The organism is Amycolatopsis albidoflavus (assembly GCF_039525725.1).
Lineage (GTDB): Bacteria > Actinomycetota > Actinomycetes > Mycobacteriales > Pseudonocardiaceae > Amycolatopsis > Amycolatopsis albidoflava.
The window spans coordinates 408,711-435,705 of the sequence record NZ_BAAAHV010000012.1 but is presented as its reverse complement, the minus strand read 5'-3'; the positions used below and the strand labels follow the sequence as shown (position 1 = coordinate 435,705).

Genomic DNA, 26,995 nt, shown 5'->3' with positions numbered 1-26,995 from the left:
CCATGGTACGCGCAATGCAGCCGCAAGATCTCGTCGACAGCACCGTGATGGACAATGCGGGCAGCAAAATCGGCAAGGTCGGCACGGTGTATCTCGCCGACGACACGCGGCGGCCGGAGTGGGTGACGGTGAAAACCGGGCTGTTCGGCCAGAAGGAGAGCTTCGTGCCGCTCTCGGGTGCGGGCATGGAGAACGACGGCTTGCACGTGCAGGTGGCGAAGGACCAGGTGTCCGACGCGCCGCGGATCGACGCCGAAGGCCACCTTTCCGAAAAGGAAAGCGTCGAGCTGTACAAGTACTACGGCTTGCCGGCCCCGCGGGCCGGGAACGGCGAAAACGTCGGCGGCGGCCGGAACACCGGGCGCGACATGGCTGCAGGTGGCGCGGCTGGCGGCATGGCAGCGGGCGGTGCCGCAGGCCGGGGGCGTGACGCGGCGGCCGGCGGCACCGCAGGCAAGGAACACGCGACCGGCCACGACACCGCCGCGGCCAAGGGCGGACGCCACGAGACGACCGACACCGGCGACGTGGTGCGCTCGGAGGAGCGACTGAAGGTCGGCACCGAAGAGGTCGAGACCGGCCACGTGCGGCTGCGCAAGTACGTTGTGACCGAGGAGGAGCAGGTGACCGTGCCGGTCACGCACGAGGAGGTGCGCGTCGAGCGCGAGCCGATCACCGACGCCAAGGCCGCGGGCAAGGCCGAGATCGGCGAGGCGGAGCAGGACGTCGTCCTGCACGCCGAGAAGCCCGTGGTGCAGAAGGAAACCGTCCCGGTCGAGCGGGTGCGCCTCGGCACCGAGCAGGTGACCGAGGAACAGACCGTGCAGGGGAAGGTCCGCAAGGAGCGGATCGACATCGACGACGACACCGGTCGGGGCAAGAAGTCCTGACCCGAGGTCCGTGAGGGGAACCCTGAGGGAATCAGAGTCCCTCAGGGTTCCCCTCACGGACTTCTCGGCTACCGCCGCGAGCGGCTGGCTTTCATGAACTCGCGGTTGAGGTTCGCGATGCTCGTCAGCGGAATGCCCTTGGGACACGAGGCGACGCATTCGCCGGTGTTCGTGCAGCCGCCGAAGTCCGCCGCGTCCATGGTTTCCACCATGTCGAGCACCCGCTGGGCGCGTTCCGGCTGACCCTGCGGGAGCGAGTTCAGGTGCGCCACTTTCGCCGAGGTGAACAGCATCGCCGACCCGTTCGGGCAGGCCGCCACGCAGGCGCCGCAGCCGATGCAGGTCGCATTGTCGAAGGCGAGGTCCGCGTCCGGCTTGGGCACCGGCGTCGCGTGCGCTTCGGGAGCGCTGCCGGTCGGGGCGGTGACGTAGCCGCCCGCCTCGATGATCCGGTCGAACGCCGAGCGGTCCACCACCAGGTCCTTGATCACCGGGAAACCCTTGGCGCGCCACGGTTCCACGTCCAGCACGTCGCCGTCGCGGAAGGACCGCAGGTGCAGCTGGCAGGTCGTGGTGCGTTCGGGGCCGTGCGCCCGGCCGTTGATCACCACGCCGCACGAGCCGCAGATGCCCTCGCGGCAGTCGTGGTCGAACGCGATCGGCTGCGCGCCGTCCTCGATGAGGTGCTGGTTGAGGACGTCGAGCAGCTCCAGGAACGACATGTCCGGGCTGGCGTCGTCGACCGGGTACTCGACGAGCCTGCCGTCGTCGTCCGGGCCGGACTGGCGCCAGACCCGCAGGGTGAGTTTCACGTGTAGCTCCGCTGGGTGGGGTGGACGTGCTCGAAGTTCAGGATTTCCTGGTGCAGCACCGGCTTCTCGCCGTACTCCCAGGCTGAGACAAAGGAGAACCGCTCGTCGTCGCGCTGAGCCTCGCCGTCTTCGGTCTGGTGTTCCTCGCGGAAATGGCCGCCGCAGGATTCCTCGCGCACCAGGGCGTCGAGCAGCAGTAACTCGGCGAGTTCGAGGAAGTCGGCCACGCGACCGGCCTTCTCCAGTTCCTGGTTCAGCTCCTCGCCGGTGCCGGGGACGCGGACATCGCGCCAGAATTCCGCCCGCAGCTCGGGAATCCGGTCGAGAGCTTTCCGCAGGCCCTCGGCGGAGCGGGACATCCCGCAGTGGTCCCACATCAGGTGGCCCAGTTCGCGGTGGAACGAGTCCACGCTGCGGGTTCCGCGGACCGACAGCAGCCGTTCGAGCCGGTCGCGCACGGCGGTTTCCGCTTGGGCGACAGCCGGATCGGCCGGGTCCAGCGCGGGGAAACTGCCTTGGGCGATGTAGTCGTTGAGGGTGGCCGGAAGCACGAAGTATCCGTCGGCGAGGCCCTGCATCAGCGCGGACGCGCCGAGCCGGTTCGCGCCGTGGTCGGAGAAGTTCGCCTCGCCGATCACGAACAGGCCCGGCACGGTGCTCTGCAGGTCGTAGTCGACCCACAGACCGCCCATCGTGTAGTGGATCGCCGGGTAGATCCGCATCGGGACCTGGTACGGGTTCTCCGCGGTGATCCGCTCGTACATGTCGAAAAGGTTGCCGTACTTGGCTTCCACCGCAGGACGGCCCATCCGCTCGATCGCGTCCGCGAAGTCCAGGTACACGCCGAGCCCGCCGGGACCGACGCCGAAACCGGCGTCGCAGACGTTCTTCGCCGCCCGCGAGGCGATGTCGCGCGGCACCAGGTTGCCGAAGCTCGGGTACATCCGCTCGAGGTAGTAATCCCGCTCGGCCTCCGGAATCTCTTGGGGAGGACGCGGGTCGCGAGGCTGCTTCGGGACCCAGATCCGGCCGTCGTTGCGCAGCGACTCGCTCATCAGCGTCAGCTTCGACTGGTGCTCGCCGGACCGCGGGATGCAGGTCGGGTGGATCTGCGTGAAGCACGGGTTCGCGAAGTACGCGCCGCGCTTGTGTGCCCGCCAGATCGCGGTGGTGTTGGAGCCCTTCGCGTTGGTGGACAGGTAAAAGACGTTGCCGTAGCCGCCGGTCGCGAGCACGACGGCGTCCGCGAGATGCGTGGTCACCTCGCCGGTCACCAGGTCCCGCGCGACGATCCCGCGTGCCTTGCCGTCGGACACGATCAGGTCCAGCATCTCCGTCCGCGGGTGCATTTCCACGCCGCCGGCGTCGATCTGCCGCGCCAGCGCCTGGTACGCGCCGAGCAGCAACTGCTGTCCGGTCTGGCCGCGCGCGTAGAACGTGCGCTGCACTTGGACCCCGCCGAACGAGCGGGTGTCGAGCAGTCCGCCGTACTCCCGGGCGAACGGCACGCCCTGCGCCACCGCCTGGTCGATGATCTGCGTGGACACCTGCGCCAGCCGGTACACATTGGACTCCCGGGACCGGAAGTCGCCGCCCTTCACCGTGTCGTAGAAGAGCCGGTAGACCGAATCGCCGTCGTTGCGGTAATTCTTCGCCGCGTTGATGCCGCCCTGCGCGGCCACCGAGTGCGCGCGCCGCGGCGAGTCCTGGAAGCAGAACTGGACCACGTGGTAGCCCTGTTCGGCGAGAGTCGCCCCGGCGGACGCGCCGGCGAGACCGGTGCCGACCACGATGATCCGGTGCCGCCGCCGGTTGGCCGGGTTGACCAGCTTCGCGCCGAAGCGGCGGCTGTCCCAGCGGTCCTCGATCGGGCCTTCGGGCGCCCGGGTGTCGGCGATCGGCTCGCCGAGCGTGTATTCGCTCATGTCAGGCCACCCATCCCGCCATCACGGCGATCGGCACGATCAGGAAGCCGCCGGTGATCACGACGGCGAGCACGGAGCCCACGGTTTTCAGCGCCCGGTCGCGGGTTTTGCTGGTGATGCCGAGGGTCTGCGCCGCGCTCCAGAAGCCGTGGTTGATGTGCAGGCCGAGCATCAGCAGCGCGACGATGTAGATCAGGTTGACCCACCAGACCTGGAAGTCCGCGACGATGTTGTGGTACGGCTGGCCGTCGCGGAAGTCCTGGTTGGCCACGCCGACCGTGAGGTCCAGGATGTGCCACACGATGTAGAGCGCGAGCGTCGCGCCGCCCCAGCGCATGGTGTGCGTCGCGAAGCTGGCCTTGCGCCGCTGGCCGTGCGCGTACTTCACCGGGCGCGCTTGACGGTCCCGTTTGGACAGTTGCACCGCCGCGACCACGTGCAGCACCAGCGCGATCAGGAGCACGGTCCGCTGGATCGAGAGATACCAGGCGTTCTGCAGCACGGGTTCGCCGATGGTGCGCAGCCAGGCGGCGTAGTCGTCGAAATGCTGTGGTCCCAGGAAAACCTTCAGGTTCCCGGCCATGTGCACGAACAGGAACGCGACGAACATCAGCCCGGTGACGGCCATGACGGCCTTCTTGCCGATGGTCGAACGCCAGAACGTCACGAGCGCCGGGCGACGGCGGGGCGGAGCGGGTGCGAGTGCCACGGAACCGACGGTAGGTCGGCGCTGACGAGAGGGCAAACACATGATTTCTCTCGACACCAGAGGCAATGCCTATGATGGCGCTCGTGCAGTTCCAACAGCTGGCGTACTTCCTGGCAGTGGCCGAGACGCGGCATTTCACCCGCGCCGCCGAACGCATGCGTGTGGCGCAGCCCTCACTGTCGCAGCAGATCCGCGCGCTGGAACGGGATGTCGGCGCGGGGCTGTTCCACCGGATCCGCGGGAACGTGACGCTCACCGAGGCGGGGGAGACGCTGCTGCCGATCGCGCGCCGGATCCTCGCCGAGACGGAGACCGCGTACCGGGCGATCCGCGAGCTGGACGAACTGGGCCGCGGCCGGGTACGGCTCGGCGCGACGCCGAGCCTGTGCACCGGTCTGCTGCCCGCGATGCTCGCCGCGTTCCGGCGGGACTACCCGGGCATCGAGCTGGTGCTGCACGAAAGCGGGTCGCGGGATCTCCAGACCGCGCTGTCGGAAGGCGGGCTGGACCTGGCGATGATCGTGGACAGCCGCGTCCACGACGATTCCCGTTTGGAGAGCCGCGCGCTGTTCGTCGAAGACCTCGTGGTGATCTCGCCGAAGGACGCGCCCACCCCGGTGCGCGGCCGGATGCCGATCGGCGCGCTGCGGGACCGGCCGCTGGTGATGTTCCGGCAGGGCTACGACCTGCGCGAGGCGACCGTGGCCGCGTGTCGCGCTGAGGGATTCGACCCGCTCTTCGCGATCGAAGGCGGCGAAATGGACGCGGTGCTGGAGCTGGTCCAGGCCGGGCTGGGCTTGGCGGTGGTGCCGAGCACCGTGGTCGGGGACCGGTTCCGCCGCACGCGGTTCACCGAACCCGGGCTGAGCCGGGTGGTGCGGCTGGCGTACCGGCGGGATGTCGAGCAGCCGCGCGCCGTGCGGGCGCTGCAGGAGGCGGTGGTGCGGTACCTGGGCGGCGGCGTCGCCCAATTGCCGCCCGGCACGCGTCCGCTGGTCGGCGGGTGATCAGCGAGTCAGGGAGTCCAACACCAGGTCGATCAGCCGCTGCGCTTGCGGTTTTTCGCAGTGCTGCGCGGAATACGCGATACCGCCGATCAGGAGCAGGACGTCCTCGGCGGGCACGTCGGACCGGAGCGTCCCGTCGTCCGCTCCTGCTGCGAGCAGGTCGCCGACGGCATCGAGGAGCAGCTTCCGGCTGTCCGAATAAGGATCGACGCCGGACGCGATGACCGCGTTGAGTGCTTCGGACATCCCGTGCTTCGCGCTGGCGTACGCGAGGAAATGCGTTAGCCACTCGCGCATTGCTTCCGCGGCTGGGTGCTGTGTCAGGAGGGCTGCCGCCTGCTCGCAGACTCCCGCGAGGTGATGCCGGTAGGCGGCGTCGATCAGCGCTTCGCGGGTCGGGAAGTGCCGGTAGAGCGTGCCGACGCCGACCCCGGCCTGCTTGGCGATCGCGGCCGGCGCCGCCGCGAGGCCCTGTTCGGCAAAGGCCCGCGCGGCGACCTCCAGGAGCCGGGCACGGTTCTCGAGCGCGTCTCGCCGGGTGCGGCGCGGGGCGTCGGCCATCGGTTCCCTCCTGGGTTGCTAACCGGAATGTGTTCCGGATAGTCTAAGCGGAACAAATTCCGGTTAACCTTACCTTGGAGAGGTCGCGCTATGTCCGCACGGCATTGGTTCGTCACCGGCGCTTCCGGCGGCTTGGGCCGTCGGCTGGTCGAAGAGGCACTTCGCCGCGGCGAGCACGTCACCGCGACAGTCCGGCGTCCGGACGCGCTGCCCGCTTCGCCGCACCTCACTGTCGAACGGCTCGACCTCACGCGTCCGGCCGACGTTTCCGCGGTAATCGAGCGGACGGTGCGGCGGCGGCCGGTCGACGTGGTCGTGAACAACGCCGGCTATGCCGTCGTGGGCGCGGCGGAGGAGATGACGACCGAGCAGATCCGGGACCAGATCGAGGTGCTGCTGCTCGCCCCGATCCTGATCACCCGCGCGTTCCTCGGCCCGATGCGCGCCCGGGGCGGCGGGCGGATCATCCAGATCTCCAGCATGGGCGGCCAGCTCGGCTCGCCGACGCACAGCGCGTACCACGCGGGCAAATGGGGATTGGAGGGGTACACCGAGAGCGTCAGCCGGGAGGTCGCCGAGTTCGGCATCCACCTGACCGTGGCGCAGCTCGGCGGGACCCGGACCGGCTTCGCATCCGCGCTGCAGTACACCGCCGAAACGGCTCCTTACCGCGACAATGCTGTCGGCCGGACCCGCCGCTATCTGGAATCCCTCGACGACAGCGCCCTTTCCGGCGACCCGGCCAAGATCGCCGCGCTGCTGTACGAGACCACCCTCCAGTCGAACCCGCCACTGCGCCTTTCCCTCGGTTCGGACACCTACGACGCCGTCCGCAATGCACTCGCCGAACGGCTGAACTGTCTTGAGTCGCAGCGGGAACTGGCCGCTTCGGTCGCTTTCTGACTACATCCCCACCGACTGCCGCTCCGGTTCGATCAGGCCGACCACGCGTACCTGCTCCCGCGTGTACGGCTGCCCGATGTATTTCTTGGCCACCGCGTCGACGATCTCCCATGCCGGGTCGCCTTCGATCCATTCGGCCACCCGGCCGCGGATGGTGACCGGCTCGAACGGATTGTCCGGCGGGGTAAGGGAAATCGCCACGCGGGGGTCGCGGCGGAGGTTGCGGGCCTTGCGGCTGTCCGGGCCGGTGAGGAAGACGATCCGGTCGCCGTGCGTGCCGATCCACACCGGGACGACGTGCGGCGATCCGTCCGGGAGCACGGTGGCGAGGTGGGCGATCGGGGTGCCGTCGAGGATGCGGCGGACATCGGGGTTGAGCATGGTCGTGGTTCCTTTCAGCGAAGAATTTCGTAGTGAAGATGGGTGACGCCGGGTGCTGGGACGGCTTCGACCAGCCTGAGCCGGACGTGCGCCGGGAGTTCCCCGAAGAAGCTCCGCCCGCCGCCGAGCAGGATCGGAACCTGGTGAAGGACGAACTCGTCGACCAATCCGGCCTTGATCGCCTCGGTGACCAGAACCCCGCCCATTAGTGCGACGTCCTTGTCTCCCGCCACCGCCCGCGCGCCGGCGACAGCCTCTTCGACGCTGGCCGCGTGAGTCTGCGCCGCGCTCAGTTCCGGCACCGGCTGGTGGCTGACCACGAACAACGGAGCGGTCGGATGCGGACCACTACCGCCGAAGTGGCTTGAATGGTCGTAGGTCGTGTGCCCGACCACCGACGCCCCCACGCGGTCGGCGAGTTTGTCGAAAACCCGCGCACTCGGCTCGGACAGGGTGAACCCGTCGAGGACTTTGCTGGGCGTGTCGCCGGTGAAGTACCAGTCGAACAGCGCTCCCGCGTCGCCGAGCCCGCTCCCGACCTCGTCGGCCCCCTCCGGGAGGCGGCCGCTGATGTAGCCGTCGACCGAGACGGAGAGGGCGCTGAACACTTTGGTCATGACGATCCTTAATAGTCGCTTACAGTGCCTGGGGAAAGTCGAAAACCCGATGCGGGTCGAAGGTTTTCTTGAGCGCGGCGAGCCTGTCGTAGTTGCCCGCGTGATACGCCCGGACCGGGTCCTCGAGCGCGAGATCGGGAAAGTTCGGATAAACCCGGCCGGACCCCTCCGCGTGCGCCGTCCTCCACGCCTCGTCCACCCACGGATCGCCCGGCTCGCTGACCTGCTCCAGCAAAAACCGCTCACCCCGATGCGCAAACGCGGTCTCGTCCTCCGCGACCCGGTTGTACGCCCCGCCCATCGCCGTGAACGCCAGCCGCCGGTTGCCGGTCAGCCCCTTGAGCAGTTCCCGCGTAGTGCCCTCCGACATCGCCCCCGCGAAGAACTCCGACCGGACCCGGCTCGCCGCGGCCGAATCCAGCGTGCTGAATGTCGGCTTCACCATGCTGTAGGGAACATCCAGTCGGATGTCTATTGCATACAGAACACCGGCCCGAGCGGTGAACTCCCTGAGCCACTCCCGGGTCGCCCGCGGCGGGAGGGTGGAAGCCCCGAAGAGCGTCGCGCGTCCGGCTTGGACACTGAGGTTCACCGTCAGCCCGTCGGGGGCTCCGGGCGCCCAGTCCTGCCAGGTCTTGACGAGGTCCTCCTGCTCTTCCCAGGTCCCCTCGATCCGGCAGACTGGCGGCTCCGGCACCGTCGCGAACCGCAACTCCGTCACGATGCCGAACTGCCCGCCGCCCGCACCCCGCAATGCCCAGAACAGGTCAGCTTCCCGGCCCTCGCCGCACTCCACGACGCTCCGGTCCGCGAGCACCACCTGCGCGCCGACGAGCCGATCGCAGGTCAGCCCGTACTGGCGGCCGAGGAGCCCGATCCCGCCGCCGAGCGTCAGCCCCGCGATGCCCACGGTGTCACCGCACCCGGCCGGAATCGTCCGGCCGAACTCGTGCAACGCCGGGTAGACCGAGCCCAGCCGAGCCCCGGCGCCGATCGTCGCCACGCCGCCGTCGTCCACCTCGATCCGGTCCATCCCGGACAGATCCGCCACGATCCCGCCGGCCGGGCACCGGTCCACGAAACAATGGCCCCCGCCGCGCGGCACGACGCGTTTGCCGGTCTCGGCCGCGTAGGCCATGACCTGAACGACATCCGAGACCGAATGACAGCGAACGACCAGCCCCGGTTGCGGACTGGCTCCGTACCCCAGCGAACCGGGGGAGAGGACGTCGAGCGCGGTCAGGTCGATCACGGAGGCGACGTTACGGAGTTCCAGAGGGCGGTTCTTGAACAAAACGCGCACGGGAGATGCTCACGCCTGGACTGGCGGACGGCTCCGGGATGCGAAGCGTGGCGGGCTGGGCCGGGGAAGGGTTTGAAACCGCGTGGTGCGCTGGAGTCCCATCGGGACTCATTGCCACCCGCACGGAGATACCGCCCCGCCGCAGCGAACATTTCCGGTTGGCGAGGGATGGCGGGTTGATCGTGTCCCGCGTGCCCGGGTAGGTCAGGGGGAGAAGCCTCGACAACCGCGTCGTCTGATGGAGTCTCACTTCCGCCGCATGGAGATGCCGTCCCGCACCGGCCAACATGTCCGGGCGGCGGGTTAATGGTTCCTGGGCACCCGGGGCAGGCCAGGGGATGAACCTTGGGATCCGCCTCGTCCGCTGGCGTCCCTTGGGGGCACATTCCCGCCGGGCGGGACCCCGCGCCGCATCGTAGAACGCCTGGGGGAATGGCGGGTTGATCGCGTCTTCGTGCCCCAGGCAGGCCAGAGCGTGAAACCCGAGAACCGCGTCGTCTGGTGGAGTCCCTGCGGGATTCATCTTGCCGCGTCGAGACACCGTCCCGCACCGGCGAACACTTCCGCGTGGCGGGTCGAGCGTGTCCGCGCCCCGGACCGGCCAAGCCGAGAAGCCCTGGGAGCCGCGTCATCCCATGGAGTCCCCTCGGCACTCATCCCCACCGCGCGGAAACCCCGCCCCGCACCAGAGAATGCCTCCGGGTGGCGAGGAACGGCGCGTACGAAGCGGAATGATCATGCCCGCAAGCGCACCGGTCAAGATCGCCCCCGAGCAGCTGCCTCGGCGTGACCCCGGTCAGCCGCAGGCATTCGCGGCTGAGATGCGCCTGGTCGGCATAACCGGCGTCGACCGCGAGGCTCGCCATCCCGTCCGCGCCCCGCCGGCCGCTCGCGATGGCGCCTGCCTGGGCCAGCGCGAGAAATCCCTGGAACCGCAACGTCCGCTGCAGCACCTTTGGGCTCATCCCGACTGCCTGCAGGCACCGCCGGCGCAGTTGGCTCGCGGAGAGCGCGAGGTGCGCGGCGACCGCGTCGACGCCGACCGGGTCCCACGGCATCAGCACCTGCACCGCTTCCCCGACCAGCGGGTCGAGCCCGCCGGCCCGGCGGAATTCCCGCACGAGGTGCGCCTGCAGCGCGGCCAGTCCGAGCTCGGGCGTCGCGGCGAGCGCGACTGCTTCGACGAGCCGGTCCGCGGTCCGCCCCCACAACTCGGCCAGGCCGAGATGCTGGTCGGCCAGTTCGTCGAGCCCGGCGGGCAACGGAGGCGCGGCCCCCGGCCGGAACCGCACGCCGACGATGGTCGTCCGCGCCGGAATGACCTCGATCCGCGGCCCGGTCAACGGCCCGAGCAACCGCGGTCGCCCACCGACCGGGAAGTGGATCTCGACGCCGCCGGTCGGCAGATGCCGCTGCACGTACGGCGCGTCGCCGGTGCGCTGGATCCACACCGTGCGCACGACTCCCGCCAGCCCCGGCACCGGCGGACGCTCCACATACGCGTTCATCCCCGTACCGAAGCGTTCCGCCGGGCGCACGTCAAGCACCGGCGGGGTCGGCGGCCCCTTCTCTTTGCCGGAAATGCTTTTCCCGGTGAGAATGCAGTTCGGAAAAGTGTCGCCGCGGTGGTCGTTCGCCCGCAGGCACCGGGTCACAAGTCCCTGGACCGGAAGACCTTCTCCCGTAGTCGCCAGGCGTCCCGCCCCGGGATTCTCGCTTTCTGAAGCCGGGAAACACCGTGCTACCGAAGGAGGCGCCCGGTCATGCCGACGTTGCTCATCATTGTGCTTGTCCTGGGCGCGGGTCTTTTCGTGGGAGGGCTGCTGGACAGAGCCAGCCAGACCCACGCGCGCTTCAACAGCTACCGGCAGCGCACCGCCACCGGCCTGGTCACCTGGGTGCGCAGTGCGGTCGCCGCTGTTTTCGGAGTCGCCGGGCTGTTGGTTTTCCTTTATGTCGTGGTGACTTTCTCCTCCTCGCGGTGACCGCCTGCCCGGCGCTCTCGTCCTGACGCTCTAGCAAACGACGGCGTTGGCCGGGTTTCCGCCGACCGGCGAACCCGGCACCGGGACACGACGGCCCCAGCACCGGGCCGGCCGCTGTCCCATTGCTGCGCCGGGAAGGTTCGAGTCCAGGAGCGACCGTGCAGGCACAGTCACGGCACCGCGACCGTCCCGGAGACGGCCCGGGCACTTGCATCGGCACCCGGCATTGGGGCCCGGGTGCCTGCACCAGCACCGGGGCACTGCATCGGCATCCGTGCCGGGCACCTGCATCGACACTGGGCATCGACACTAGCTGCTGCACGACACCGATACCGCCGGTAGCACTGCCACTGCCGCCGACTACGGCACCGACACCGGCCGCAGCACTGTCACCGGCTGCGGCACCGACACCGGCCAAAGCACCGACACCGGCTACGGCACCGGCTACGGCACTCGCACTGGCTTTGGCACAGACTCCGGCTTAGCCCCTGTAACGCGGCCGTCCCGAAGCCCAGACCGCAGAGAATCCCGTCCACTGTGAACCGTGAACTGTGAACCACAGGCACCATTCAGCCGACCGGCACACCAGCGACTAAATACTGCATACAAAATTCTGCCGAACGAAGACCGTAGACGCGCCTCAGATGTACCCGCAGACATCCATCGCCGCGACGACCTTCCGGAACCCCGCGATGTTCGCCCCGCTCACGTAGTCCCCGGCGACCCCGTGCTCGTCGGCGGTTTCGAGGCACGTCCGGTGGATGTCGGTCATGATCTCCCGCAGCGTCCGGTCCGTGCGCTCGAACGTCCACCGCTCGCGCGCCGCGTTCTGCTGCATCTCCAGCGCCGACACCGCGACCCCGCCCGCGTTCGCGGCCTTTCCGGGGCCGACCGCGACCCCGGCCTCGCGGAAGATCTGCAGTGAACCGGGCGTGCACGGCATGTTCGCCCCCTCGGCGACCGCGCGGACGTTGTTCTTCACCAGCCGCAACGCGGACTGCTCGTCCAGCTCGTTCTGCGTCGCGCACGGAAGCGCGAGGTCGCACGGCACATCCCACGGCGTGCCGTCCGTGACGTACTTCGCCGACGGCACGTGATCCACGTACTCCGAGAGCCGCCCGCGCCGCGCGACCTTCAAGTCGTGCAGCACTTCCAGGTCGATCCCGCGCGGATCGTGGACGTACCCGCCGGAATCCGAGCACACGATCGGCCGCGCGCCGAGTTCCTGGAGTTTCGCGATCGCGTGGTAGGCGACGTTGCCCGAACCGGACACCACCGCGGTGCGGCCGGAGAACGAGTCGTCGCGGGCTCCGAGCATCGCTTCGAGGAAGTACACCGTCCCGTATCCGGTGGCCTCCGGACGCGCCGGAATGCCGCCCAGCAGCGGGTTCTTGCCGGTGATCGTGCCCGCGTCGTAGCGGTTGGTGAGCCGCTTGTACTGGCCGAACAGATAGCCGATCTCGCGCCCGCCGACGCCGATGTCGCCGGCCGGGACGTCGGTGTCCGGGCCGATGTGCCGGACCAGTTCGGTCATGAACGCCTGGCAGAACCGCATGATCTCGCCGTCGCTGCGGCCGGCCGGGTCGAAGTCGGACCCGCCCTTGCCCGCGCCGATGCCGAGGCCGGTGAGCGCGTTCTTGAAGATCTGCTCGAAGGCGAGGAACTTGACCGTCCCGAGCGTGACGTCGCCGCGGAAGCGCAGCCCGCCCTTGTACGGCCCGAGCGCCGAGCTGAACCCGACCCGGAAGCCGCGGTTGACGTGCACCGCGCCCGCGTCGTCGGTCCAGACCACCCGGAACATCACCTGTCGCTCGGGCTCGCACAGCCGCTCCAGCATCGCGGCGTCGCGCAGGCCCGGATCCCGCCGCAGCGCGGGCCGGATCGCTTCGAGCACTTCGAAGACGGCCTGGTGGAACTCCGGCTCGGCCGGGTTCTTCCGGACGATCTCCTCGTACACTTCGCGCGATGTCCTGTCGAGTGCCATCCGCCGATGATGCCGTCCGAGTGCCGGATTTCGCACCCCCGACGGGGTTTGCGAGGTTAGGGGGTGACCAGGCTCACGCATCGAGCACTACATCGGTAGTGGGTACCGCCTGGCAGGCAAGGCACTGGTCAGCGGGCAGATCGTCGGCGATGGCGACCAGGTGCGCGACGCTTCCGTCGAGCACCGGCACCGCACAGCTTTCGCACTGTCCGAGCCGGCATCCGCTGGGCAGCGCGACGCCGGACGCTTCAGCGAACCGCAGCAGATCCCCGTCGCCGGCTCGCCAGGTCAGCTCGCGGCCGGACCGCGCGAACCGCACAGTGGCCTTGGCACCGTCCGGGATCTGGACCGGCGCGAGCGCGGCGTGGAACTTCTCGGTGAAGATGTCGAAGCGCGGCACGCCCCGCTCCACCAGGCCGGCGGTCACCTCGTCCAGCATGATTTCGGGACCGCACAAGTAGAACCGGGCCCGCCGCCGGATCAGGTCAGCGTCGATGCGGTCAGCGGTGATCCGGCCGGTGAAATCGCAGGGCTCGTCCGGACCAGGACGGCTGTAGTGGTCCAAGATCTGGACAGTCGGCAGGCCGCCGGCCAGCGCGGCGATGCGCTCGCGGAACGCGTGCCGAGACCGGTCGCGGCTGCCGTGGTGCAGCACGATCTCCGGTGCCGACGCCGGGTCGAGCGTCTCCAGGTAGCTCAGGAACGGCGTGATCCCGATCCCGGCGGCGAGCAGCACGATGGGTCGCGAATGGACAGTCGGCACCGCGAACCCGCCGGACGGAGCCGTGACCAGCAACCGAGTCCCCGGCTGAACGCGGTCGTGCACCGCGGGCGAGAACTGCCCGCCCGACACTCGCCGTACCGCGATCGCGTACCCGCCGTCCGGCGCTTGCGCGGCCCCGGTGAGCGAATAACTGCGGGTCAGCCCAGGTGCGTCCGGCCAGGCGACCGTGATGTGCTGCCCGGCGCGGAACCCCGGCACCGGCCGCCCGTCGACCGGTTCGAGGCGCACCGACCGGATGTCCTCGGTCTCGAACTCCGCGCCCTCGACCACGAACTCCCGCTGCCCGGTCCACGGCCGCGACTCGTCCGGCCGGACGTCGCAGAACGTCGAGCGCAACGGAACCGATCCGCTGACCGGGTCATGGGCGTCGTCGCCGACGAGCAGGTTGTAGTTGGTCCCGCCGTCCTCGAGCGGGTCCGAACCGGGCAGCGCGAGGTCGGGAGCGGGTTGCCACCAGCCGTACTCGGCCACGACCACGTCGCGATGCAGCGCGGGATCGATCCGCGCCCGCATCCGGACGTCCGCGGAGGCGGTCGTGATGCGGACCCACTGCCCGTCCTCGATCCCGCGCTCCGCCGCGAGTTCGGCGCTCAGATCGACGGCCGGTTCCGGAGAACGCTTGCGCAGCGACGAAATCCCGCGATGCTGGCTGTGGCAGAAATACCCGTTCTTCGCGCACGTCAGCACCAGCGGGTGCCGCGGATCCGGCGCGGGCGGCTCCGCGTCCGGGACCGCGGGCTGGCCATGCTCGGCGAGCCGCTCGGAATACAGCTCGACCCGCCGGGTCTGCGTCGCAAACCCCGTCGCCGCACCATTTTCCGCGCACTGGGCATACTTGCGGTACTCAGTCCGCAACGGCAGATCAACACCGCCCGGTCGCTCGCGCAATTGTGCGGCAGTGAGGCCGAGCGGGGCGAGTTGGTGATCCCAGCCGTCCTCGATGCGGCCGTCGAAGAACTCCGCGCCGAGCCCGAGCCGCTCGGCCAGTGCGAACACGACCTCAGTGTCCGAACGCGACTCTCCGATCGGATCAGCCATCCGAGGCCGCAACTGCACGTGTTCCTGTGCCGCCTGGGTGATTTCGAAACCCGCCTTGACGGCCTCATGCTCCCACGGCGTCTGAACCGGCAGCAAAAGATCGGCGAACCGCGCGGTCGGATTCTCGAACAAATCAAGATGCACCGCGAATTCCAAGCGCCGCAACGCTTCCGCAGTGCGTTTTGGATCTGGTTGAGAAAGCAGAAGATTCCCGCCGAACGACACCAAAGCCCGGACCGGATAAGGCTTCTCGTCGAGAACCGCCCGGCAAAAGTCGCGCGCGGTCACCCATCCCTGCGCGGGTGGCCCGAGCGGAAACTCTTGAAGGCCAAGGGCTTTCGCGCGCTGCTCGGCTGCGAGCTGATCCGGCGACGTGACCGGCGCGACCGGCAGCTTCGGCAGAACGACGTTGCCGCCGGGGGAGTCATAACTGCCGGTGAGCGCGTAGAGAGTGGCGATCGCGCGCTCGGTCTGCGTCGCGTTCGCGTGCTGACCGACGCCCGACCATGCCGCGTAGGTAACGGATTTCGCCTCGGCAAGGTCCGCCGCGAAAGCTTCGATCGCCGCGCCCTCGACAGTCGTCACCGCCTCGGTCCGGTCGAGCGGCCACGCGGCACAGGCCTGCTCGTAATACTCGAACGCGGGAATGCAGTCAACGTAACCAGCCGACGTGCGCACACGACGTTTTCCGTGCAACGCGAACCTTTCCGGCCCGGTCGCCGGATAATCCGTGTCGTACGGCTCAGCCTGGCCAGCCGTTTCGTCCCACACTGCGAATCCCGCCCCGGCGGGGTCAATTTCCGACGCCCGCAAAAACCGTCCATTGTCGACTCGGACCAGCAGCGGAGCATTAGTCCACGACCGCACGAACGCTTCGTCGTGTCCGCGACGCTCGAGCAACGCCCGGGCGACCCCGAGCGCGAGCGCACCGTCGGTGCCTGGCCGGACCCGGAGCCAATGCTCGGCCTGCACCGCGCTCGCAGTCCGCCGCGGATCGACAACCGCCAGCTTCGGTGTCCGCGCCCCGGCCAATGCCGCAGATTGCGCAAGCCACGCCTTGGCCGGATTATGCCCCCACAACACCGCGAATTCCGTCCCCGCGTAATCCGGGGCGGGCAGTCCCGAACCGAACGTGAACGCGTGCGCGAAATCCTTGTGCCAGTTGCAAATCTCGGTCGAGTACAGCGTATTGGGGCTGCCGAAAAGCCGGATGAACCGCTCGACCCAGTCGATCGAGTCGGACATCGGCGTGCCGCTGGGGGAGGTGACTGAAAACGCGACCGCCTCGGCCCCGCTGACCGCGCGGATGTCGCCGAGCCGCCCCGCGATCTCGGAAAGCGCTTCGTCCCAGCTGATCTCGCGCCACTTCGGATCCGGGTCGGACTTCGGCGTGGTGCGGCGCAACGGCCGGCGCAGTCGTTCGGGGGAGTAGACCAGCTCTGGCGCCGCCCGGCCCTTCGGGCACAACGCGGCCCCGGTCGGGTGCGCGGGATCCGGCCGGACGCCGCGCAGCGTTCCGTTCTCGACTGTGTAGACCGCGCCGCAGCGCGACCGGCACAACGTGCAGTAACCGCGAACCTCAGGCATGAGTTACTCCTTAGTAACCGGCTACCGGTTACTCCTGTACGATGCGGGACGGAAGCGGGCGAAGTCAAGCCCGCGAGAGCGGAGGAGTGCTCCCGTGACGCAGCTGCAGCGCACCAACCTGCGCGAACAAGTGCTCGAAGTCGTGCGGCAGGCGATGGTGTCCGGCGACCTGCGCCCCGGCGACATCTATTCGGCGGCCGCGCTCGCGACGCGCCTGGGCGTGTCGAGCAGCCCGGTGCGCGAGGCGTTGCTGACGCTGGTCAACCAGGGTCTCCTGGAACCGGTCCGCAACCGCGGCTACCGGGTCGTCGCGATGACCGAACGAGACCTGGACGAAATCTACGAAATGCGGCTGCTGCTGGAAGTCCCGGCGACGCTGTCCGCCGCCGCGGCCGCCGGCCCCGGCGACCTCGCGCGACTGGACGGCCTGGCCGCCGAGATCGAGACCGCGGCAGGGGAAGGCGATGTTGCGCGATTCCTGGAGGCAGATCGCCGATTCCACCTGGACTTGCTGTCCCTGGCGGGGAACGGGCGGCTGACCGACGCCATCGCGAACCTGCGCGACCAGACGCGCCTGTACGGCTTGGAAAAACTCGCCGAGCATGGCCGGTTGGCGGATTCGGCGCGGGAGCACCGGGAGATGCTGGCGACGGTGGAGGCTCGGGATTGGGGCCGGTTGGAGGGGCAGGTGCGGGCGCATCTGAAGCACATCCGGGCGGATTGGGCTTCGGGCTGAGCAGGTGTTTGGTGTGCTGGCAGGGCGATCGGGTGCCGTTCGGTTGAGCGAGGGTTTTGCTGCGTCGGGCTGTGGGGGGGGGCGAATCGCTGATCGGTGGGTCCTGGTCTGGACGATGGGCAGTAGGAACTTCCGAGTGTGACGCGGTGTTTGCGAGCGAGGCGGCGTGCGGTCGTGGGCGGATGCCGCGAAGCCGCGGCCTCGGGGCGGGACCGGGTCGCCAGCGTGGGGTGCCACGATGTGTTGGAGGTCGGTCCGTCGTCGGGACGTCGGTTCGTTGCGGATGAAACTGGTCCGGTCGGGTGCGGCAACATCGCTTGCTCGTCACGGGATCGCCAGCGTGCGCGGCGGTGATGTCCCGGATAGGGCAGCCGTAGGCGGACCGCGTCTGGCCAGATGCCGCACCACAGCTTGTCGCCGGACCGCCGTGCCGGTCATCGTGATATTCGATGCCAGGCTCACCGCGGGTGCGGTCAGGTCAGATGCCGCAACACCGCCGCCACCGCCGGACGCGGGTCGCCGGCGTGCGTAGCCGTGATGTTCCACGCCGGACCGCCGCGGGCGAACCGGCGGCCGGTCAGGTCCGGGAACTGCGCGGCGATCGACACCGGCAGCACGCAACCGCCGAGATCGTGCCGCACCAGTTCGGCCGCAGCCGGCGCGTCGGTGACCTCGTGCACGACGGTCCGCCGCACCCGCGCCGACTGGAACGTCCGGTCGGTAGCCTCCCGGATCGCCCATCCCGGCGCGAAATCCACCACCGCGGTGCTGGCCGCTTCGGCGGCCGACACCGGGCGATCGGCGGCCCCGTCGCCCGCCGCGGTGACCAGCACCATCTCCTCCTTCCAGACCGGACGGCTCACCAGGCCCTCGCTCGGGGCGCAGCCGGCGACCGCGACCACTATGTCCACAGTGGATGTCACGACCGCCTCGCGCAGCTGGTTCGGCGGCGCGGTCCGCACCAGCACGCGCACTCCGGGATGGTCGCGGCGCAACGCGCTCAGCGCCCGATGCGGTTCCGGCCACGCCCCGGGCATGACCCCGATCCGGACCTCCCCGGTGACTTGCCAGCGCGCCCGGTCGACAGTCGCCCGAGCCTGGCTCGCCGCCTCCAGCGCGGCTCGCGCGGCCGGGAGAAACGCTTTGCCCGCAGGCGTGAGCGCGACCCGGTGAGTGGTGCGCTCGAACAGCTCGGCGCCGAGATCGCGTTCGAGCGCACGGACCACAGTGGACACAGTCGACTGCACCGTGTGCAACCGCCGCGCGGCCGCTGTGAACCCGCCCTCCTCGGCCACTGCCACGACGGTTTCCAGCTGCCGCAGGTCCATCGGTCCTCCTGAATCCGAACCACTCCGGGGGTAGTACTACGCCTGTGCCGCCTCTTCCGGCCTCAGCTGGTTTCGGCAAGCACCTCGCGAACCAGCCGCGCCGTCTCGCTCGGCGTGCGCCCGACCCGGATTCCAGCCGCTTCGAGCGCCGCCTTCTTCGCCGCGGCGGTCCCGGACGACCCCGACACGATCGCTCCCGCGTGCCCCATGGTTTTGCCTTCCGGCGCGGTGAACCCGGCGACGTACCCGACGACCGGCTTCCGCACGTTCTCTCGCACGTAAGCCGCCGCGCGCTCCTCCGCGTCGCCGCCGATTTCGCCGATCAGCACGATCACGTCGGTGTCCGGGTCCTTCTCGAACGCCTCGACCGCGTCGATGTGCGTGGTGCCGACGACTGGGTCGCCGCCGATGCCGATGCAGCTGGAAAAGCCGATGTCCCGGAGTTCGTGCATGAGCTGGTAGGTGAGCGTCCCGGATTTCGACACCAGTCCGATCCGTCCGGGACCGGTGATGTCGGCGGGGATGATCCCGGCGTTCGACAGCCCGGGGGAGATCAGGCCAGGACAGTTCGGCCCGACGATCCGGGTGCGGCTGTTGCGCGCGTGCGCCCAGAACGCGGCGGAATCGTGCACCGGTACGCCCTCGGTGATCACCACCGCGAGACCGATGCCGGCTTCGACCGCCTCGAGCACCGCGTCCTTCACGAACGGCGGCGGCACGAACAAGACCACTACGTCCGCACCGGTCTCCGCCATCGCCTCGGCGACGCCGCCGAACACCGGCAGTTCATGCCCGGCAAGGGAAACGGTCTGCCCGGCCTTGCGCGGATTCACTCCGCCCACGACGTTCGTGCCCGCGGCCAACATCCGGCGGGTGTGCTTGGCGCCCTCCGAACCGGTGATGCCGGAAACGACGACCCGGCTGGTGCCGTCCAGGAAAATCGCCATCGGTCAGCCCTCCGTCACAGTCGCGAGCTTGGCCGCTTCGCGGGCGGCGTCGTCCATCGTCGCGACCACCGTCACCAGCGGATGCGCCGCCTCGGCGAGGATCCGCCTGCCCTCGGCGACATTGTTCCCGTCGAGCCGGACCACCAACGGTTTCGTCGCGCGATCGCCCAGCAGCGCCAACGCTTTCACGATGCCGTCCGCGACCGCGTCGCACGCCGTGATCCCGCCGAAGACGTTCACGAACACACTGCGCACCGCCGGATCCCCGAGAATCACCCCGAGCCCGGCCGACATCACTTCCGCGGACGCCCCGCCGCCGATGTCGAGGAAATTCGCCGGCCCGACCGCCCCGGCCTCCTGCGCCGCGGCAGCCACTACATCCAGAGTGGACATCACGAGCCCGGCGCCATTGCCGATCACGCCGATGTCGCCGTCGAGCTTGACGTAATTGAGTCCCTGCTCGGCCGCCTGCTGCTCAAGCGGATCCCCGAGTTCCGCGTCCGCGAACACCTGATGCCCGGAATGCCGGAACGCGGCGTTGTCGTCGAGCGTGACCTTCCCGTCGAGCGCGACGATTTCTCCGCCGCGCGTACGGGCAAGCGGATTCACCTCGACGAGTGTGGCGTCCTCGGAGGTGAACACGTCCCACAGCCGAACCAGGACACTTGCCGCTTCGACCGGAAGTCGCGCCGCCGCCGCGATCCTGCGCGCCTTCACCAGATCCACCCCGACGCGGAGGTCGATCGGCACCTTGACCAGTGCTTCGGGCCGGGTCGCGGCGACTTCCTCGATATCCATGCCGCCGGCCGCGGACGCGATCGCGAGAAAGGTCCGGTCGGCGCGGTCGAGGAGGTAGGAAACGTAGTACTCGTCGGCGATATCGCTCGCCTCGGTCACGAGGACGCGATGCACGCGGTGGCCTTTGATGTCCATGCCGAGGATCTCGCCGGCGATCCGCTCGGCGTCGTCCGGCCGGGCCGCGAGCTTCACCCCGCCCGCCTTGCCCCGGCCGCCGGTCTTGACCTGCGCCTTGACGACCACCGGCCCGCCGATCTCGACGGCCGCCGCCCGTGCTTCCTCGGGCGTGGCGACGACCTGGCCGCGGGGGACTGGCACGCCGTGCGCGGCGAAGAGGTCGCGCGCTTGGTGTTCCAAGAGGTCCATCGGGATTCCTTCCTTGCGGGCGGGGGAGCCGGGGGTTGGTGAGGGTGGGTTTGTGTGCGGGTTGGGGCTGCTTCTTGGCCAGTTCGGTTGAGCCGTCTTGCTGAGGCTGGTGCTGGTGGCGGGCGGCCGGTGCTGGTGGCAGGTGCTGATGGCGGGTCAGGGGGACGGTTGGGTTGTGGGTTGAAGTTGTGGCCCGGCTGATTGCCCGGGCGGGTTTGGCCGGGAGTTCCGGCCTGGGCCCGGTTGTCCGGGATGGACCCGGCAGGTCTCGGCCTGGCCGACCCCCCCGACATCCGGCCAGGTTGGCCGGATGCGGATCCCGTGCAGCTCTGGCATCCGCCCGGAGGAGGCGGATCCCAGCCGAATCCCTGTCGACGCGTCCGATCCGAACCGCTTGAGGTGGATGCCCCTCCATGCGGCAGGCGTCGTCGACGCGCCTGGTCCGCACCGCTTGGTGCCGACGCGCTCCGGTGCGGACCCGTCGACGCGTCCGATCCGCACCACTGAGCACCGACGCGCTCCGACGACGCGCCCGATCCGCACCACTCAGCGCCGATGCGCTCCGGTGCGGTGGACGCGTCCGCAAGTCCGCCGCCATGTTCAGCCGGGCAGATCGATCTGACGAGCTGAGCTGCCTCCGCGTTCGACAGGACAGATCGATCTGACGAGCCGAACCGCCACCACGTTGGGCAGGCAAGGTCGGCCTGGCGAGCCGAACTGCCGCCACGTTCAGCGGCACAAACCGATCCGACGAACGAGAACTGCCGCCGCCTCCGATGCGGCAGATCAACCCGACGAATCAGCTCGCGAACCTCCCTCCGGAACCCGGGGCGAAGCGGCCCGCAAGCCAGTCGGACAAACCTGCGGATGCCCCTGGACAGCGGGCGGCTCGAAGAGTAAGTCTAATGCCTACCTCATACGGTATGCAATCTACAGTCTTCCGGCGACGAGCCGCTGACCTGCGGCGACAGATCCGGCGGGCCGCGGAGAGGGCACGAGCAGACCGGGACGAGCGCGCGGATCAGAGAGGTCCGGCGCGGGACAGGAGGAGTTGCGCATGTCGCCAACCACGACCGGCCGGCAAGCAGGCCAGCACACCGGCGAGAACCCCAGCGGGCGAACCGGCCGGGAGCCCGGAGAGAAGAACAGCGAGAACCCCAACGGGCGAACCGGCTGGGAGCCCGGGGAGAAGCACAGCGAGAACACCGGCGCGACCACGGAGCAGCCCAGGGCCACCACTGCCAGCGGCGACCGCGAGGCGGCAGCCACGATCTCCGGCGGGCACCTGGTCGCGAAAGCCCTGAAAGCTGAAGGCGTCGACACCATCTTCACCCTCTGCGGCGGCCACATCATCGACATCTACGACGGCTGCGTGGACGAGGGCATCAGCGTCATCGACGTCCGGCACGAGCAGGTCGCGGCGCACGCGGCCGACGGGTACGCGCGGATCACCGGGCGTCCCGGCTGTGCGGTGGTCACGGCGGGGCCGGGGACGACCGACGCGGTCACGGGCGTCGCGAACGCGTTGCGCGCGGAGAGCCCGATGCTGCTGATCGGCGGTCAAGGTGCGCTGAGCCAGCACAAAATGGGCTCGCTGCAGGACCTCCCGCACGTGGACATGATGAGCCCGATCACCAAGTTCGCGGCCACCGTCCCGCACACTTCGCGGGCTGCGGACCTGGTGTCGATGGCGTTCCGGGAGGCCTTCGCGGGCGCGCCCGGACCGTCCTTTTTGGAGATTCCGCGCGACGTTCTCGACGCCAGGGTGCCGCTGGAGAACGCGAGGATCCCGGAGTCCGGCCGCTATCGCGCTTCCACTCGGAACGCGGGCGATCCGGCGGACGTCGAGAAGCTCGCGGATCTGTTGGTGCACGCCAAGAAACCGGCGATTCTGCTCGGCAGCCAGGTCTGGACGACTCGCGCCACCGAGCCTGCGACGGAACTCGTGCGCGCATTGAACATCCCGGCGTACATGAACGGCGCCGGTCGGGGAACGCTGCCGCCGGGCGATCCGCACCACTTCCAGTTGTCTCGCCGTTACGCGTTCGACAACGCCGACGTGATCGTCATTGTCGGCACGCCGTTCGACTTCCGGATGGGTTACGGCAAGAGGCTTTCTCCCGACGCGCAGGTGGTGCAGATCGACCTCGACTACCGTACGGTCGGCAAGAATCGCGACATCGATCTCGGCATTGTCGGAGACGCCGGACAGATCCTCGCCGCCGTCGCGGATGCCGCGTCGGGTCGCGTGGACAACGGGGCGGTCGGGCGCAAGCCGTGGCTGGAAGAGCTGCGTGCGGTCGAGGAGAAAGCCAAGCAGAAGCGGTTGCCGCAGCAGCATTCCGACGCGAATCCGATCCATCCGTACCGGTTGGTGCACGAGATCAACGAATTCCTGACCGAGGACTCGATCTACATCGGCGACGGCGGCGACATCGTCACGTTCTCCGGGCAGGTCGTGCAGCCGAAGGCACCCGGGCACTGGATGGATCCCGGTCCACTGGGGACACTCGGGGTCGGCATTCCGTTCGTGATGGCCGCGAAGCACGCGCGTCCGGACCAGGAAGTCGTGGCGCTTTTCGGCGACGGCGCGTTTTCCTTGACCGGCTGGGACTTCGAGACGCTGGTGCGGTTCGATCTCCCGTTCGTCGGAATCGTCGGGAACAACTCGTCGATGAACCAGATCCGCTACGGCCAGGCGCAGAAATACGGCCTCGCGCGCGAACGCATCGGCAACACCCTCGGCGACGTCCCCTACGACCAGTTCGCCCGGATGCTCGGCGGCTACGGGGAGGAGGTCCGCGACCCGGCGGACATCGCCCCGGCGCTGCGCCGCGCGCGGGAATCCGGCAAGCCGTCGCTGATCAACGTCTGGGTCGACCCGGACGCCTACGCCCCCGGAACCATGAACCAGACGATGTACAAGTAGTCGGGAGGAGCCGAAGATGGGAAAGGCACTGGAGGGCGTCCGCGTCCTCGACATGACCCACGTCCAATCAGGACCGTCGTCGACCCAGATCCTCGCCTGGCTCGGCGCGGACGTCGTGAAGCTCGAAACCCCCGGCCGCGGCGACATCACGCGAGGTCAGCTGCGCGATCTGCCCGGAGTGGACAGTCTGTACTTCACGATGCTGAACGCGAACAAGCGCAGCATCACGCTGAACATGAAAAGCGAGCAGGGCAAGGAAGTCTTCACCAAACTGGTGTCCTCAGTGGACGTTCTGGTGGAGAACTTCGGGCCTGGCGTGGTGGACCGCTTCGGGTTCTCCTGGGAGAAGCTGCACGAGATCAACGAGCGGCTGATTTACGCGTCCATCAAAGGGTTCGGGCCTGGCAGGTACGCGAATTTCAAGGCCTACGAAGTGATCGCGCAGGCGATGGGCGGCTCGATGAGCACGACCGGCTTCGAACAGGGGCCGCCGACCGCCACCGGTGCGCAGATCGGCGATTCGGGTACGGGCATCCATCTGGTCGCGGCGATTCTCGCGGCGTTGTACCAGCGCACGAGCACCGGACGCGGGCAGCGGGTGCAGGTGGCGATGCAGGACGCGGTGCTCAACCTGTGCCGGGTCAAGCTGCGCGACCAGCAGCGGCTGGCGCACGGGGCGCTGGGGGAGTATCCCAACGAGCGGTTCGGCGACGAGGTGCCGCGTTCGGGCAACGCGTCCGGCGGCGGCCAGCCGGGCTGGGCGGTGCGCTGCGCGCCAGGCGGGCCCAACGACTACATCTACGTCATCGTCCAGCCGGTCGGCTGGGCTCCGCTGACTGAGCTGATCGGACGGCCTGAGCTCACCGAGGACCCGGACTGGGCCACTCCCGAGGCGCGGCTGTCCAAACTGGACAAGGTGTTCGCGATGGTCGAGGAATGGACCGAGCAGCGCACCAAATGGGAAGTGATGGAGCTGCTCAACGCCCGCAACATCCCTTGTGGACCGATTCTGTCCACTAAGGAGCTGATCGAGGACGAGACCCTGGCCGAGCTCGGGTCGGTGGTCGAGGTGCCGCATCCGGAGCGCGGCGCGTTCAAGACGGTGGGCTGCCCGTTGAAGCTGTCGGACTCGCCGGTGGACGTCGAGCGTTCACCGTTGCTGGGCGAACACAACGACGAAGTGCTCGGCGAACTCGGCTACAGCACGGCGGACGTCGAGCACCTTCGGACGGCGGGCGTGATCTGAGGATGACCACGGAAATGGACCGCGCGGCGGTCGAGGAGATCCTGGCCCGAGCAGCCGAGGAAGGCCGTTCCGTGCTGACCGCGCCGGAGGGACGCGCGATCTGCGAGGCGTACGGGATTCCGACGCCACAGGAACGGCTCGCCACGTCGGCGGAGGAAGCGGTGGCGCAGGCGACGGAAATCGGCCTGCCGGTGGTGCTGAAGATCGTGTCGCCGGACATCCTGCACAAAACCGAGGCTGGCGGTGTGCTCGTCGGGCTCTGCACCGAGCAGGAAGTCGAGGACGGTTACGCCGCCATTCTGGCTAATGCCAAGGCTTACGATGCGTCGGCGCGCCTCGCCGGCGTCCAGGTGCAGCAGATGCTGACCAGCGGGCAAGAGGTGATCATCGGTGCGGTCACCGATCAGAGCTTCGGCAAGATTGTCGCGTTTGGACTCGGCGGAGTTCTGGTCGAGGTGTTGAAGGACATCACTTTCCGCCTGGCACCCACGAGCACCGACGAGGCGCTGTCCATGGTGGACGGAATCGCCGCGGCTGAAGTCCTCAATGGAGTACGCGGCCGCGAAGCGGTGGACAAGGCGGCGCTGGCGGATATTGTGCGTCGGCTGTCGCGGCTGGTCACCGACTTCCCGCAGTTGGCCGAGGTCGACCTCAACCCGGTGCTCGCCACCGGCGACGGGGCGACTGCGGTGGACGTGCGGATCCTCGTCGATCCGGCGGCGGCCGCGGAGCCGGTGCGGTTCAGCCAGGACGAAATCCTGACCGCGATGAACCGGATCATGAAGCCGGCGGCGGTCGCGGTCATCGGAGCGTCCGCCGAGGACGGCAAGATCGGCAATTCGGTGATGAAGAATCTCGTCAACGGCGGGTACGCGGGCGAGATCTATCCGATCAATCCGAAGGCCGCGGAAATCCTCGACCGCAAGGCGTATCCGAGCATCGCGGACGTGCCCGGCGACGTGGATGTCGCGGTCTTCGCGATCCCGGCCAAGTTCGTGCCGGCAGCGCTGGAAGAGGCGGGCGCGAAAGGCGTGGCCGGGGCGATCCTGATCCCGTCTGGCTTCGGCGAGACGGGAAACATCGAGCTGCAGAACGAAGTGCTGGCCATCGCGCGCAAGTACGGAGTGCGGATTCTCGGCCCGAACATCTACGGCTATTACTACACGCCGGAGAACCTGTCGGCGACGTTCTGCACTCCTTATGACGTCAAGGGCGGCGTGGCACTGTCGTCGCAGAGCGGCGGGATCGGGATGGCGATTCTGGGCTTCAGCCGGTCGGCGGGAATGGGTGTGTCGGCGATTGTCGGCGTCGGAAACAAGGCAGACATCGACGAAGACGATCTTCTCACGTTCTTCGAGCATGACGACAACACCGAACTCGTCGCCATGCATCTGGAAGATCTCAAGGACGGTCGCGCGTTCGCCGAAACCGCGAAACGGGTGTCCGCGAAGAAACCAGTGGTGGTGCTGAAAGCCGGGCGCACGTCGGAAGGCGCGAAAGCGGCCGGGTCGCACACCGGTGCACTAGCCGGAAATGACCGGGTCTACGACGACATCCTGCGGCAGAGCGGCGTCATTCGCGCGCCCGGGCTCAACGACTTGCTCGAATACGCGCGAGGCGTGCCGAAACTGCCCACGCCGAAGGGCGAAAACGTCGTGATCATCACCGGCGCGGGCGGTTCCGGGGTGCTGCTGTCGGACGCCTGTGTGGACAACGGGCTCACGCTGATGCACATCCCGGACGACCTCGACGCCGCGTTCCGCGAATACATCCCGCCGTTCGGCGCGGCCGGCAACCCGGTGGACATCACCGGCGGCGAACCGCCCTCGACCTACCGGAACACCATCGCGCTCGGCCTTTCCGACGATCGTATTCACTCGTTGGTTCTCGGTTACTGGCACACGATCGTCACGCCGCCGATGGTGTTCGCGGAGCTGGTCGTGGACGTCGTGGAGGAGTTTCGGCGGAAAGGAATCCACAAGCCGGTGGTGGCCTCGCTGTCCGGGGATGTCGAGGTCGAGCAGGCCAGCGAGCACCTGTACGCACACGGCGTCGTCGCTTATCCCTACACGACCGAAAAGCCGGTCGCGGTGCTCGGCGCGAAGTACCGCTGGGCGCGTTCGGCGGGGCTGCTGCCTTGATCAAGTCCGGAGGGAGGC

Annotated in this window: 21 protein-coding genes; 8 read left to right on the top strand and 13 right to left on the bottom strand. The window is 68.7% G+C overall.

The window, feature by feature from the left end:
• The first annotated feature begins 2 nt into the window (after nucleotides 1-2).
• Nucleotides 3-890 carry a DUF2382 domain-containing protein gene (locus ABD156_RS20460; protein WP_344275691.1) on the top strand — a complete coding sequence of 296 codons (888 nt, stop codon included), beginning with the start codon at nucleotides 3-5 and terminating at the stop codon, nucleotides 888-890.
• Nucleotides 891-958: 68 nt separating this feature from the next.
• On the opposite strand, the gene ABD156_RS20455 is transcribed toward ABD156_RS20460, so the two are convergent.
• The 3 genes from ABD156_RS20455 to ABD156_RS20445 are packed head-to-tail and all read right to left on the bottom strand — an operon-like array spanning nucleotide 959 to nucleotide 4,336.
• Nucleotides 959-1,702: a succinate dehydrogenase/fumarate reductase iron-sulfur subunit gene (locus ABD156_RS20455; RefSeq protein WP_344275688.1), complete on the bottom strand. Its 744-nt coding sequence runs from the start codon at nucleotides 1,700-1,702 to the stop codon at nucleotides 959-961.
• Nucleotides 1,699-3,627: a fumarate reductase/succinate dehydrogenase flavoprotein subunit gene (locus ABD156_RS20450; protein ID WP_344275684.1), complete on the bottom strand. Its 1,929-nt coding sequence runs from the start codon at nucleotides 3,625-3,627 to the stop codon at nucleotides 1,699-1,701. The genes ABD156_RS20455 and ABD156_RS20450 overlap by 4 nt, the downstream gene beginning before the upstream one ends.
• A 1-nt stretch (nucleotide 3,628) precedes the next feature.
• Nucleotides 3,629-4,336 carry a succinate dehydrogenase cytochrome b subunit gene (locus ABD156_RS20445; protein WP_344275681.1) on the bottom strand — a complete coding sequence of 236 codons (708 nt, stop codon included), beginning with the start codon at nucleotides 4,334-4,336 and terminating at the stop codon, nucleotides 3,629-3,631.
• 83 nt (nucleotides 4,337-4,419) lie between these two features.
• Between ABD156_RS20445 and ABD156_RS20440 the strand changes: the two genes are divergently transcribed.
• Complete coding sequence (locus ABD156_RS20440) at nucleotides 4,420-5,343, top strand: LysR family transcriptional regulator (RefSeq protein ID WP_344275678.1); 924 nt, start codon at nucleotides 4,420-4,422, stop codon at nucleotides 5,341-5,343.
• Here ABD156_RS20440 and ABD156_RS20435 read toward each other — a convergent pair whose 3' ends face one another.
• Complete coding sequence (locus tag ABD156_RS20435; RefSeq protein WP_344275676.1) at nucleotides 5,344-5,904, bottom strand: TetR/AcrR family transcriptional regulator; 561 nt, start codon at nucleotides 5,902-5,904, stop codon at nucleotides 5,344-5,346. It lies immediately after the preceding gene.
• Nucleotides 5,905-5,994: 90 nt separating this feature from the next.
• Between ABD156_RS20435 and ABD156_RS20430 the strand changes: the two genes are divergently transcribed.
• Nucleotides 5,995-6,807 (top strand): SDR family NAD(P)-dependent oxidoreductase, encoded by an 813-nt coding sequence (locus ABD156_RS20430; RefSeq protein WP_344275673.1) that lies wholly within the window; start codon nucleotides 5,995-5,997, stop codon nucleotides 6,805-6,807.
• Here ABD156_RS20430 and ABD156_RS20425 read toward each other — a convergent pair whose 3' ends face one another.
• The 4 genes from ABD156_RS20425 to ABD156_RS20410 all read right to left on the bottom strand — a co-directional run bounded on the left by ABD156_RS20425 (nucleotide 6,808) and on the right by ABD156_RS20410 (nucleotide 10,763).
• Nucleotides 6,808-7,188: a PPOX class F420-dependent oxidoreductase gene (locus tag ABD156_RS20425; RefSeq protein WP_344275670.1), complete on the bottom strand. Its 381-nt coding sequence runs from the start codon at nucleotides 7,186-7,188 to the stop codon at nucleotides 6,808-6,810.
• 14 nt (nucleotides 7,189-7,202) lie between these two features.
• Nucleotides 7,203-7,805 (bottom strand): dihydrofolate reductase family protein, encoded by a 603-nt coding sequence (locus tag ABD156_RS20420; RefSeq protein WP_344275668.1) that lies wholly within the window; start codon nucleotides 7,803-7,805, stop codon nucleotides 7,203-7,205.
• A 19-nt stretch (nucleotides 7,806-7,824) separates the two neighbouring features.
• The gene (locus ABD156_RS20415; protein WP_344275665.1) at nucleotides 7,825-9,057 is read right to left on the bottom strand and encodes an FAD-binding oxidoreductase; all 1,233 of its coding nucleotides are present in this window, start codon (nucleotides 9,055-9,057) and stop codon (nucleotides 7,825-7,827) included.
• 704 nt (nucleotides 9,058-9,761) lie between these two features.
• Complete coding sequence (locus tag ABD156_RS20410) at nucleotides 9,762-10,763, bottom strand: helix-turn-helix domain-containing protein (protein WP_344275662.1); 1,002 nt, start codon at nucleotides 10,761-10,763, stop codon at nucleotides 9,762-9,764.
• Nucleotides 10,764-10,871: 108 nt separating this feature from the next.
• Between ABD156_RS20410 and ABD156_RS20405 the strand changes: the two genes are divergently transcribed.
• The gene (locus tag ABD156_RS20405) at nucleotides 10,872-11,093 is read left to right on the top strand and encodes a hypothetical protein (RefSeq protein WP_344275659.1); all 222 of its coding nucleotides are present in this window, start codon (nucleotides 10,872-10,874) and stop codon (nucleotides 11,091-11,093) included.
• Nucleotides 11,094-11,733: 640 nt separating this feature from the next.
• Here the strand turns inward: ABD156_RS20405 and gdhA are convergent.
• The gene (gene gdhA, locus ABD156_RS20400; RefSeq protein WP_344275656.1) at nucleotides 11,734-13,077 is read right to left on the bottom strand and encodes an NADP-specific glutamate dehydrogenase; all 1,344 of its coding nucleotides are present in this window, start codon (nucleotides 13,075-13,077) and stop codon (nucleotides 11,734-11,736) included.
• A 73-nt stretch (nucleotides 13,078-13,150) separates the two neighbouring features.
• Nucleotides 13,151-16,486: a molybdopterin-dependent oxidoreductase gene (locus ABD156_RS20395; RefSeq protein WP_344275653.1), complete on the bottom strand. Its 3,336-nt coding sequence runs from the start codon at nucleotides 16,484-16,486 to the stop codon at nucleotides 13,151-13,153.
• Nucleotides 16,487-16,580: 94 nt separating this feature from the next.
• Between ABD156_RS20395 and ABD156_RS20390 the strand changes: the two genes are divergently transcribed.
• Nucleotides 16,581-17,222, top strand: a complete 642-nt coding sequence (locus tag ABD156_RS20390; RefSeq protein WP_344275650.1) for a GntR family transcriptional regulator — start codon at nucleotides 16,581-16,583, stop codon at nucleotides 17,220-17,222.
• 473 nt (nucleotides 17,223-17,695) lie between these two features.
• Here the strand turns inward: ABD156_RS20390 and ABD156_RS20385 are convergent, their stop codons facing one another.
• From ABD156_RS20385 to sucC, 3 genes are all read right to left on the bottom strand, one after another.
• A complete protein-coding gene (locus tag ABD156_RS20385) occupies nucleotides 17,696-18,550 on the bottom strand; it encodes a LysR family transcriptional regulator (protein ID WP_344275648.1) in 855 nt (284 codons plus the stop codon).
• Between the two features lie 62 nt (nucleotides 18,551-18,612).
• A complete protein-coding gene (gene sucD, locus ABD156_RS20380) occupies nucleotides 18,613-19,497 on the bottom strand; it encodes a succinate--CoA ligase subunit alpha (RefSeq protein WP_344275646.1) in 885 nt (294 codons plus the stop codon).
• Between the two features lie 3 nt (nucleotides 19,498-19,500).
• The gene (gene sucC / locus ABD156_RS20375; protein ID WP_344275643.1) at nucleotides 19,501-20,661 is read right to left on the bottom strand and encodes an ADP-forming succinate--CoA ligase subunit beta; all 1,161 of its coding nucleotides are present in this window, start codon (nucleotides 20,659-20,661) and stop codon (nucleotides 19,501-19,503) included.
• Between the two features lie 1,057 nt (nucleotides 20,662-21,718).
• Between sucC and ABD156_RS20370 the strand changes: the two genes are divergently transcribed.
• From ABD156_RS20370 to ABD156_RS20360, 3 genes are read left to right on the top strand one after another with little or no spacing between them, the layout of a single operon-like run.
• Entirely contained in the window at nucleotides 21,719-23,590 is a 1,872-nt protein-coding gene (locus tag ABD156_RS20370; RefSeq protein WP_344275639.1) for a thiamine pyrophosphate-binding protein, read from the top strand.
• A 16-nt stretch (nucleotides 23,591-23,606) separates the two neighbouring features.
• Nucleotides 23,607-24,836, top strand: coding sequence for a formyl-CoA transferase (gene frc / locus ABD156_RS20365; RefSeq protein ID WP_344275636.1), 1,230 nt, complete (start codon nucleotides 23,607-23,609; stop codon nucleotides 24,834-24,836).
• 2 nt (nucleotides 24,837-24,838) lie between these two features.
• Nucleotides 24,839-26,977, top strand: a complete 2,139-nt coding sequence (locus ABD156_RS20360; RefSeq protein ID WP_344275633.1) for an acetate--CoA ligase family protein — start codon at nucleotides 24,839-24,841, stop codon at nucleotides 26,975-26,977.
• The last annotated feature ends 18 nt before the right edge of the window (nucleotides 26,978-26,995 follow it).